The organism is Paenibacillus nuruki, assembly GCF_001721045.1.
GTDB lineage: Bacteria > Bacillota > Bacilli > Paenibacillales > Paenibacillaceae > Saccharibacillus > Saccharibacillus nuruki.
On sequence record NZ_MDER01000094.1, the window covers coordinates 1 to 10,438 of the forward strand.

At 35.2% G+C, this 10,438-nt stretch carries 15 protein-coding genes; 2 read left to right on the plus strand and 13 right to left on the minus strand.

Annotated features, from left to right (window positions below; translation table 11 throughout):
* Window positions 1-498: 498 nt before the first annotated feature.
* Window positions 499-627, plus strand: coding sequence for a hypothetical protein (locus tag PTI45_RS24580; protein WP_281181707.1), 129 nt, complete (start codon window positions 499-501; stop codon window positions 625-627).
* 168 nt (window positions 628-795) lie between these two features.
* Here PTI45_RS24580 and PTI45_RS22330 read toward each other — a convergent pair whose 3' ends face one another.
* Window positions 796-1,065 carry a hypothetical protein gene (locus PTI45_RS22330; protein WP_069329801.1) on the minus strand — a complete coding sequence of 90 codons (270 nt, stop codon included), beginning with the start codon at window positions 1,063-1,065 and terminating at the stop codon, window positions 796-798.
* A gap of 691 nt (window positions 1,066-1,756) precedes the next feature.
* On the opposite strand from PTI45_RS22330, the gene PTI45_RS22335 reads away from it, so the two are divergent.
* A complete protein-coding gene (locus PTI45_RS22335) occupies window positions 1,757-2,017 on the plus strand; it encodes a hypothetical protein (RefSeq protein ID WP_069329802.1) in 261 nt (86 codons plus the stop codon).
* Between the two features lie 101 nt (window positions 2,018-2,118).
* Here the strand turns inward: PTI45_RS22335 and PTI45_RS22340 are convergent, their stop codons facing one another.
* The 12 genes from PTI45_RS22340 to PTI45_RS22395 form a co-directional block, all read right to left on the minus strand.
* On the minus strand, window positions 2,119-3,264 hold the full coding sequence (locus PTI45_RS22340) for a TerD family protein (RefSeq protein WP_069329803.1): 1,146 nt from the start codon (window positions 3,262-3,264) through the stop codon (window positions 2,119-2,121).
* Between the two features lie 29 nt (window positions 3,265-3,293).
* Complete coding sequence (locus PTI45_RS22345) at window positions 3,294-3,776, minus strand: hypothetical protein (protein ID WP_069329804.1); 483 nt, start codon at window positions 3,774-3,776, stop codon at window positions 3,294-3,296.
* Window positions 3,777-3,819: 43 nt separating this feature from the next.
* Window positions 3,820-4,188 carry a hypothetical protein gene (locus tag PTI45_RS22350; RefSeq protein WP_069329805.1) on the minus strand — a complete coding sequence of 123 codons (369 nt, stop codon included), beginning with the start codon at window positions 4,186-4,188 and terminating at the stop codon, window positions 3,820-3,822.
* A gap of 151 nt (window positions 4,189-4,339) precedes the next feature.
* A complete protein-coding gene (locus PTI45_RS22355) occupies window positions 4,340-4,672 on the minus strand; it encodes a hypothetical protein (RefSeq protein WP_069329806.1) in 333 nt (110 codons plus the stop codon).
* A 59-nt stretch (window positions 4,673-4,731) separates the two neighbouring features.
* Complete coding sequence (locus tag PTI45_RS22360; RefSeq protein WP_069329807.1) at window positions 4,732-5,076, minus strand: hypothetical protein; 345 nt, start codon at window positions 5,074-5,076, stop codon at window positions 4,732-4,734.
* A 41-nt stretch (window positions 5,077-5,117) separates the two neighbouring features.
* The gene (locus PTI45_RS22365; protein ID WP_069329808.1) at window positions 5,118-5,315 is read right to left on the minus strand and encodes a hypothetical protein; all 198 of its coding nucleotides are present in this window, start codon (window positions 5,313-5,315) and stop codon (window positions 5,118-5,120) included.
* A gap of 193 nt (window positions 5,316-5,508) precedes the next feature.
* The gene (locus tag PTI45_RS22370) at window positions 5,509-5,703 is read right to left on the minus strand and encodes a hypothetical protein (RefSeq protein WP_069329809.1); all 195 of its coding nucleotides are present in this window, start codon (window positions 5,701-5,703) and stop codon (window positions 5,509-5,511) included.
* Window positions 5,704-5,731: 28 nt separating this feature from the next.
* The gene (locus tag PTI45_RS22375) at window positions 5,732-6,562 is read right to left on the minus strand and encodes a hypothetical protein (protein WP_069329810.1); all 831 of its coding nucleotides are present in this window, start codon (window positions 6,560-6,562) and stop codon (window positions 5,732-5,734) included.
* 22 nt (window positions 6,563-6,584) lie between these two features.
* The gene (locus PTI45_RS22380; RefSeq protein WP_069329811.1) at window positions 6,585-7,052 is read right to left on the minus strand and encodes a hypothetical protein; all 468 of its coding nucleotides are present in this window, start codon (window positions 7,050-7,052) and stop codon (window positions 6,585-6,587) included.
* 10 nt (window positions 7,053-7,062) lie between these two features.
* Complete coding sequence (locus PTI45_RS22385; protein WP_139129315.1) at window positions 7,063-7,947, minus strand: hypothetical protein; 885 nt, start codon at window positions 7,945-7,947, stop codon at window positions 7,063-7,065.
* 61 nt (window positions 7,948-8,008) lie between these two features.
* Window positions 8,009-9,019, minus strand: coding sequence for a hypothetical protein (locus PTI45_RS22390; RefSeq protein ID WP_069329813.1), 1,011 nt, complete (start codon window positions 9,017-9,019; stop codon window positions 8,009-8,011).
* Window positions 9,020-9,133: 114 nt separating this feature from the next.
* Window positions 9,134-10,117 carry a hypothetical protein gene (locus PTI45_RS22395; protein WP_069329814.1) on the minus strand — a complete coding sequence of 328 codons (984 nt, stop codon included), beginning with the start codon at window positions 10,115-10,117 and terminating at the stop codon, window positions 9,134-9,136.
* Window positions 10,118-10,438 lie beyond the last annotated feature (321 nt).

Consider the following 10,438-nt stretch of genomic DNA (forward strand, 5'->3'; position numbering starts at 1 on the left):
CTATATATATGGTAACTCTCTATTACTACAGCATCTATATAATCTAATATTTCATTTATTTTCTATAGATAAATTAATTCTCATATCAACTATCTCATTATTTGTATCGTCATTTGATCAATTTTCGAATTTAATCATTATGTTGGAGTTAGGAGAACCGATGCTTTTAAAGCTAGACCTATTCAGGCGCATTGAATTATTTCTAGCCAGATACTCGTTATGATAATGTAGATCGGTTAAAGAAGCATTTTGCAGAGTTGGATAAAGAACAGCCGATTATTGCGTTTACGGGGTATCAGCCTGTTCGAATAAATTAGCCCTCCATCTTGTAACGTCCTCAAACACTATCTGCCTTACTACATGGATCAACACTCTATGTATATTTCATTGCTAGGATCAGGATCGGAATAAATAAATATGGTATAATAGAGGTAAGATAAAGAAACGGCGGTCTGTGACACGGCGATGCGTATCCCTAGCAAGGAAGGGGGTGTTGCCATGTCACACTTGGATCTTTTGCTCGTGGTACTCGACATCATTATTAAGTTGACCAGCGTTATCGTTGGTTCAGCGAAAGTAATTGATATCTTGAAAAAGGCAAAGAACAAGAAAAACCGCCGCAAGTAGGCTGGGAACCTTAACGGGGCGGTTTTTCATCATGAACGATCGTCGTATAATAGTACCGCCGATCTTTATCGATTCGCCTGCGGTGAACCACCACCGCGGGCTTTATTTATACTTATAGTATACACTAAAAGTAAATAAAATGAAACTGATATTCAAGCGTTTGAACTCTTACAGTTCCGTATAAAAGCGATTCATATCATTTTCTTTAGATTTAGGTATTGACATCGATTTACCTAGTTTAAGCATTAAAATTGATTGTAGGTCGTCTTCTTGCCAAGTAATGTACCCATCCTCCATTAAACCTTGTAAGGCTTTGGTAATGTCCTCTTTGGATTTGTTAGTTCTTGTTTTTAAAAACGGCCAATCGGGCATCTGATTATTTTTATAAAAGTAATTGTATATGATTTTGTAGATTTTTCTTTCAGCATCGTTTTGCATGTAAATCCTTCTGGATGTATATCTTGTTGATCTAATCTATAAGAGAAGATGTTGCTTCATCTTCTCTTATAGATTAGAACTGCTATCATCTGTAGACTTTAAAGCCTAATGCTTCTACCAAGCTTTGAATAGTAAATATCATTGAGCTTGTCAATATCAATGTTGTGCAGCTCAATGTGAGCATCATATATAATTCGGTCCAAATACGTTAGCTTAGACTTGTTAACATAAGAAGCAGTAGCAAGCTCTTTTCTTTTTAATCTATAGTCCCAACGTATAAACTCTAAATGGTCGTGGGTCAAATGTTCTACTGGAAATAACCTCTTAATCATATGGTTACGGTATACGCTTTTGGATTCACCAAGAAAGTAAATTAAGCATAAAGCAAGCAATGCTATCACTATACTGATAAGGCTAACATCAAACCATACATAGGTCTATGGCTCCAATTCCGATTACACTTCCAATAACTATCAACCACGAATCATTGAATGCTACATATTTTAAAATAGATGAATAGGTCTTTTCAATGGTCAGTATAATTCTCTCCCCTCTTTCCTGATTGCAATAGATCATGTTGTCATAGCACATGTCTATTATTGTTTTTCAATAATTGCCTTTTAATAAATATCAACTGATTGGAAATATAATATAATAAGAGTAATTACATGTTATGAAAGGAGTGGTAAAAATGAACCCGGTATTTTTCGTTTTAGTATTGGTTGGTATCCTGCTGATCTGGTTAGTGATAAGGCAAATAATGAAAAAAAAATACGGCGAAGCGTTTGTAAGCTTTATGCTTGGAATCGCTATATTATTTCAGGTATATGCTTATTCTCAAATGAATCCACACTTAACCAAAATCAGTTTTATTTTATTAATCATAGCTCTATTATCAAGATTCATAGAAGGAATCATTCATATCTTAAAAAGAAGAAGACAAGCAAGCTAAGATAGTTGTTTGTCTTCTTCTTTTCTATTCTTAACTTACGTTAGTATATAGGACGAATATTTTTTATTTAAAGTCATTGTATTACCCCTTATGCGATCGCTTTATTTTTTTTTCTTTCTTTTGAATTCCGCTGGCCCTACATTCATTTTAAAACTACCATCTTCATAAAGTAGCGGACTTTTTTCTACTCCTGCTTTAGAGTATTCTTCTATCTGAATAATGCTCATTTCATTGGGAGCAGTAAAATCGATTTTCGCAATGGCCACCCAATAAGCAAACATATTGTTTTCATACAAAGGTGATGTAATAATTTGCCCCTGATGGTTATCTACAACAGCTTTAGCTTTCATCGACTTAAAACTACCCACTCCATTACTTATCGCACTGTAGGCAGCAATGAGAACGTAATGCAGTTCTTCTGGTCGATGAATAACGATCGTTTCTTTTCCATTGGCTCCGGCATCGCCATCTAAAGAAATATAAGGTGACTCTGTAGCCGATCCTAGATTTCGATAATAGATTTTCCCCGTTTCTCCTTGTTTAGTTACGTAAAAACAATAGAGATCTAAATCTTTTTTACTATCCCACTCCAAGGTAGCTGTCACTTTTGTTGATTTTACGATATTGATAGATTGCTTCTTTTGTAGATCCAAGATCATTGGTGCAATAGGCGCTTGTATAGGAGTTACAGGTTCTTCTGCTTCTGATTCAAGTGATAAGCCAAAGCTTTGTACTAAAGCCGATAAACCACCTGTATAGCCACTACTAATAGCGTTAAACTTCCACTCGTTCTGGTGCATATACAATTCACCTACAACGATAGCCGTTTCCTGATTTAAACCTTCACCGAAAGGAAATACAGCATATTCTTCTTTTTCGTTCAAATAGATACGACACTCTGCATTTTTTACGTTTACAAAAGATTGTCCTAACGCTTCTCCCTCATGGATGGTTAACGTAATAGCAATTTTAGCAATGTCTTTAGGCAATGATGAAAATGTGATATCTATACTTTCTCGATCATCATGACGTTTTTCTACATGAGATACGGCTTGATTGCGACTTAAAGGTTGGTTGTAAAAGATCATATCCTCATCTGCATTACAGCGACCTTGCTGATCTAATAAAAAGGCAGATACATTAATATCTAGTGTAGGATCGTTACTTTCCCAACGTAATCCTACAGCAACTTTCGCTACACTATTTCCTTTAGTAACATCAATTTTTTGACCTTTACTAATAATCATGTTGTACACTCCTTTAAAATCTAATTGGACTACTTTTGAAATGATGATGGAAGCTTGATATTGGTAAAATATAAAGCAGCTTGAAGCAAAATGGAAGAGAGTAAAATTTTTGCAGAGATATCCGGATTTATAATTAGTGTAGCTCCAAATAAAATAATTTGGATCAACGTTGATTTTGATAAGTTTGGTAGTTGAGCGTCTACTATTTCTGAAATTAAGGTTACAGTGATTTTTCGATCACTGCATTCGGATTCAATGGATTCGAGATATAGTTGAACTTCGGCAGGAATTTCAATATGTAGCTTATTTGCTGAATGCATTAAGTTACCTGCTAAAAGTACATATGTAAACCATTTGAACGTACTTATTAATGTATCTTGTGACATTGTTTTTAAATATAGGATGCGATCTTCCTGCTTTGCTTGAAGCAGACCAGCCACCGTAGTAGGAACTACAGTGATCAATTTAGTAGATCTATCGATTATTGTTCGCATGATATTTAATTTACTCATTAGGTTAACCCCTTTAGTGGATAGTATATTGTATTACGATTGACTAATTAACAATTTTAAGGCTGGTTAGTTCGTTTTTATTTCCTTGAATTTGTACATACTGACCGATTTCTAAATCTTTTCCCCATGAATAAGGTAATTTTATAGTTTGTGCATTGACTACAATATAGTAATTAACCATGCCTTTGTTGAGCGTCTTATTTTCATATTCTTTACTAATTGAAGTAACATTCCCATTCACATCATATTTGGAAGCTTCGAATTCTACATTTTCATTGTAGAAAAAAAGAAAAATAGTAGTAATAAGGGTAAGTCCCATTATTGAAATAAGGGTATAAGTAAGAATTTTTTTATAGTTCACTGCATGTGATGGCTTTTGAGGTACGTGGTTGTGAGATGTAGGGCTGATCATTATTAACGGTCTCCTTAGACATAGCTTTTTGATTTGTTTTGTTCAGATCGATTGGAGCTGTTATGTTGAGCACTTTTGTAATAGAAGAATATAAAATCTACTGCTTCACCTTACCCTGTCCAAATGGTACTCCGTTCTAGATTTTTTAGCTTTACTGAATCACGATTTTTTGAATATTATGGTTTCCTTCTATATAAGAAAAAGTAACAAATTGATTTTCTTTAAATATGGTTGTGTATCCATCTATCGTATACATGTTGCCACCAACCATAATGGTTTGCTTAATTTCATCAGAAAACAGTCCCGGCTCGATCGTTTGAGAGACAGATTCAATTGTTCCAGATAATTGAATAGTTGTGTTTGTAGGAATGAGATTTTGATGATCTAAAATAAGTAAGATGCAAACACATATACAACAAAGAATTACTAGCAGGATAGAAGCTCTTCGTAATTGGGCGATTGATTCAAAGGTTTTGTTGAACATTTTTAGCATCCTTTCAAGTCTATATTTCCAGTAGCTTTTTTTTGAGAGTCTATATCATGTCATTCTATAGATTTACTTTCTTGAATTTGAATTTCCCTTATATTGTTAGTTCCTTCTATATAAGAAAAAGTGACCCATTGATTCTTTTTAAATGTGGTTGTGTAGCCATTTAACGTATATTTATTGCCACCCACCGTAATGGTTTGCATGATAACATCTGAAAATAGTCCTGGCTTGATCGTTTGAGATACGGATTCAATCGTTCCCACGGTTTGCACAACGATTTTTTTGTTCTCAGTGCTTTGTGGATTAATCGGTTTTGTCAGATGTAAAAGTCCTATAAAAAAAAGAAGTATGACTATAATGATTGCAAGAGCTGCATACTCGTTATTTTTAATTCTCATGAATAACTTCCTCTCAAATCTTATTGATGCAGATTATAGTGCTAATGATGAAATAATTTATCTAGAGCAAGCTGAAATAACGAATGTTCCATCATCGAATATTCTTTGCTGCTAGGGCTAGGTAAAAATGTAAGCCATTCCTGCATGAAAAGGGATACAGCTGGCAGTTGATTCAGGTAAGCGATCGGATGTTGTTCGTTAAAATAGATAAGTACAATCCCTACGAAAACAAAAGTCATACATAGAATAGGCAGTATCCTTATATATGATTTTAATTTTACATGGAAGGATTTAATATTCTTTTGCTTCATGAGGCATCCAATCTGGGAGGCTTCGTTCACATATAGTATTCGAACGTCCCAATCCTATTTCTAACTGACCTTCATTCCTATGGGACTCACACCATACGTCGTTCATTTTTTGATAGCTCCTTTAATGTGGACGATAAACAACCATAAGCATATCTTTTAAATCTAAAAAAAATTGAATGTAGAGTATAAGATACTGGTCTAATTTGCCTGTCGCATAAGGAAGTGCTATGAACCAGAGAGATAGCATAAATAAAAGTACACCAATACCTATAAAAAATTGTTTTATCCATTCTAATAATCCTTTTATCCTTTTCATACCGGTACTCCTCATCTTGCATTTGATTTCATAGTGCAGCTGAATGAACAGTTTTGATCAATGTATCAAAGTAGTTCATCCGATCCTCCCAATAAGAGTAGACACGTTCTAAGCTTTTAAGAGAAGCAGGATAATTATCTATATCTTTAACAAGAGTGATTTGCTTTAAAGCAGCTTCAACAGAAATCAACCAATTTTGAAACCATTCGCTACCATGTATACGATGCTTACAGCCTATCAACGCGTAAGATTTTAATGGAGCAATATCGGTTATGACTGGCTCACCGGTCTGATACCAACCCATGATGCCCCCTTTTTCGATCCCTGTGTTCATGTATGCCAAGCGAACAGCCATTTGCTCAGCTAGAGTCAACTGATTGAGAGTGTATTTACGCGGATCTAATGGTGCGATATGACTTTGATGAGGTTGACTTTCATTTTGCTTTAACTCATATCGTTTTAAGCGATCGCTGGCTTGTCGTAAGATAATCTCATGAGTCGATTGATAGTGATAATTAAGTACTTTATGATCATTTAGTTCTATAAAAATGCCGATAGCTGGATAGACGCTTTCAATAATAGCTTCTTGGATTTCAAGATAAAGCTCAAAATCGCTATGATGCACATTGGCATAGAAAAGAATAATTTTGGCTTTAGGATGTTCTACAGCCATGCATAACTCTTCAATAGATTGGTATATGTGGTGTTCAAAAACGGGTACATCGCTCATAGCGGTAAGATCGTCTTTTAATAATTGAAGATCATGCATGTTATCGCCCTGAATAAGTACGATTCTTCCTTCATTCAAGCAGGATTGAATATGATGCAGTTCCTTTTCTTTAAAATTCCAATGTTGCATTTCGATCATCCTTTATTTTTTATTAATGGACGACTACAGAGTAGACCAGATGAGCAATCATAGGCAGAACTAGAAGTAGAATCAATGCCATCGTAAAATGGCGAAGTCTTATACGATACCACGGATGTTTGTTTCCTTTTAAAGACCGTTGGTAAACAATAGCAGTACCGATGAAAGCAATGATCGCTATAGAATACATGGTGATAGGTGTAAATAAGAATACAACTGAAGAAGAAATAAGATTACCTATCCCTTGTACAAGAACCGTAAAGAATTGCTCGGTGCCTTTACTATTTGTGATAAACGTAAAAAACTCTACAAATGAAAATGAAGGAAACCATTCTTCTCGACGGGTTGCTAATTGTTGTAGCAGTTCAGGTTTCACGGTGCGAACAGATTCTATAACTGGAAAGAGATACATAAGTACTAAAACAAACTGACTCCATTTAGCGTGAGGTCGATTGCTTTGGGTATGCATGATAGGGTTCATAGGCGCTCCTTTAGACAATGACTCTATTTTGTTGATGGTAGAGTTGAAGTAGTAGCTCATTTAGTTGGTGAATAGCCGGAGATTCATTAATATAGAATTCGGAGTCCTTATAAATTTGTTGTTGGACGATTCTTACATCGTTTTGCAATGAAGATTCAACGTGAAAACTCCAGGCATAAGGAGTCATGGGATCAGCAACTCCAAAAAAATTTATAACTTCTAGGTGCAGTTTAGAATAATCTACTGAAAGCCTGATCTGCGCTCCATCGATACCAATTGTTGTACTGTTTACAGGAGTAGTAGTGTTTACTAGCTTTTGGATGGCATCATAGACCTCTTTAAATAGCTGCTCTTCTTGTAGTGTGAGACCAATTTTAAAGTATGATGTTTCTTGATCCATCTGCTTTACTTTATTAAATACGAATTGCCAATCTAGCATGATCTTAAGTCCTCCAGTTTCTTGTGAAGCTTGAGGTATCCTCATTGGTGTATATATAAATCCTGAGCTAAGTAATTCTTCTTTCGATTCTTTACCTTGTTCAAAATCTTCTAGTGGATACATTTCTCCAATATAATTCGAGTGTTCTTCTGTTATAGCTGTTATAACGATAATATCTGTAGGTTCAAAAACGATAAATAGACCGGACTGCTGAATTTTATGGATAAAGTATTCACAAAGTGAAAACAAGCAGGATAAGGATTCGTTAGTTGACATCGTTTCTAAACGTGTTTGAATAACTTCTGATATACGTTGCAATGACAGTAACCAGACGTGCGGGTCAGGCTTCAATAAAAGCATGATGGTATTCCCTCCTTCAATTTGCATAAACACGAAAAAAAGCACCCCTACTGCCTGTTGGACAGTAAGGGTGCTTCCCTCTAATTCATTATTCATTTAAAACAAGTTTACATTAAATCAAGAAGTTCTTCAATAAAGAATTCTAGGGCCAAAGGTTTTATTTTAGACGATTGAATACACTTCTGGAACGTTCCAGTAGATCGTTAGGAATTTCAGCGTATCCGGAAGTGGTCGATGTATGTTCCGGCAATTCTTTGTATTTATCCTGAACGACTATTTCATGGAGTATCCATATTGATCCTGATCGGCGTAATAACTTGGCATCCTCATAACATGTAAGCTTGCCTCGTGTAATATCACGTCTTATAGTTCCTGATCTTAAATCATATTTCTTTTCTGCTTCTGGAATTGTCATAACTCCTCTTAAAACTTTTTTGCAGGGCATACAAATCGTATATGTTCCGTAAAAAGTGGGTCTACCGGCTTCTTTAATCCAACTGCCACAATGAGAACAACGATACGGTAAGAGACCTCCATCTATACGCTCTAGTTTCCCTTCTAGATCTTTAATTTGCGCTTTATGACTATAGTCTTGCATGTGAGAATCCGGTAGCTTGTAATTCAAGTCAGCCATTATAGCAAGTTGCTGTTTTAGCAGAGCCAATCGCTTCTCAATGTCTTCAATCCATGATTGATCTAGGGCTTCTCTAGTTCTACCCTTTTTATAATATAAGTCATACACAACATCATGAATAAGCCAGCACTTCTCTGATTGTCGAATGAGATGATCTTTGATTAGAGGGTGAAGTGCTCCTGTTATATCTTGATTCAGTGTATTTTTCTGAAGTTCATGAACCATTTCAAATTCAGTCGTTCCGCGAACCAAGCTTATGGTGTCAATGCACTTGGAGCAGATATTAAAGCTTTTCTTCTTCCCTAACTTAGTTGGTACTTCTTCGTAAGCTAAAAATTGATCGCATAAGTGGCAGGACGTTTTAGATGGAATTATGCTTAATCGCTCTTTACGAAGTGAAAAATTACGTATTTCAGCCTCTACGCTAAAGGCTTGATACGAAGCATCAGGCAATTCATGGAAATGCTCTATGATCGCTTCATGTGCTTTATGTAGTTGATCTAACTTTTGATCATAATCATCAAATATATTCATAGTATTCCCCCTGATACGTTTTGTAATTAAATATAATGGTAACATATCAGATTGTATTTTACATTAGTTATAGAAAAACAGGTTAGATCTATACATATAGACCTAACCTGTTTTTTAATTTGCGTTATATAATTTAATATTATTCATTGAATATGGGGAATCTTTCGCAACATGCTTGAATAATGGAGCCTTTCCCCATTTTGAAGTGACTGTGAAATTTTGTGCAGGACTACCTGGACTTGGAGTACCCGTCACCACAGCACTATGAGTTTTTGTATAGTCTGGATGATCAAAGTATACTCTCGTTCCTATACTTGCACTTACTGGACTAAAAACGACTGCATAAGAACCATCTTTCATATAAGGTGAAGGATCTTCGATCCAGTATGGATTGGTAGTTAGCCTAGAGTAAAAAGCATACGAGTGACAATTGTAATTCACGGTAGCATTAGAAACAAATTGTGCATTAGGATAAGAGCTTAAAAAGGTTCTTTTTAATTCATTTTTTTCTGCTGTAGTAAAATCAGGTGAATATTTGTGCGCCGTTACTGAACTTCCTTTAGGTGTTTTAACTGTATGAACGGTAGCACTGCTTCCTGGTACTGCACTTGCTTGAAGACTTTGAGAACTACTAATTTGTTTATCCGACAACAACATATCAATAGTTCGTGGTTGCAAAGCATTTTCTGTCGTTAAACTTCTCATTTGAAGTCGTTCGTTCAGCTTTTGCTCTGCATCCTCTCTTGTTTGTAGCTCTCTAAAAGCGTCTGATTGTTCTGCTAGAACACTTAATCCAGCTTCAGTCGAATCAAATGCATAGATATCAGTAAGCAATGGATAGGTAAGTACTGCCTCTACTACTTCGTCAGTTGTCATTTTACTCAGTACATCAGCAGGTATTCTAGTGGCATCTACTTTTTCTTGTTTACTTGTAAAGTTAGCCCACTCTTTATCAGCAGGTGTGATTTTGTAAATAGCTTCTTGTTGAATGTTAGTTACCTGTGAAACTGTTTGATCCTCTGCTTGTACTGAAGACATACCCAATGTTAGAGATAAAAACAAAGCAGTAGGTACAATAAGAGCGATAAATTTCTTCATAAAAAAACCCCTTTTATTTTATTTTGGTAACGCTTACTTTTTGATACACCTCCACTACCTTAATTGAGTAAAATATTACATATTATGTAACAGTAATATTTTGTCTTGTAGTCTACCATATAATAAAATAATTATCAATAAATACAGTAAATGTAAACAGCGTTTATGTGCAAAGAAAAAAGCTGAAGATCACTCCAATGATGGCGATCTTCAGCTTTCGTATAACTTACTATTTGTTTTAACGTGTCGCAGGTATTTGACCTACCGATACTATTTTAATAATACTATTGGTCGAGTTTTGATTAGATCGACCATACAGAT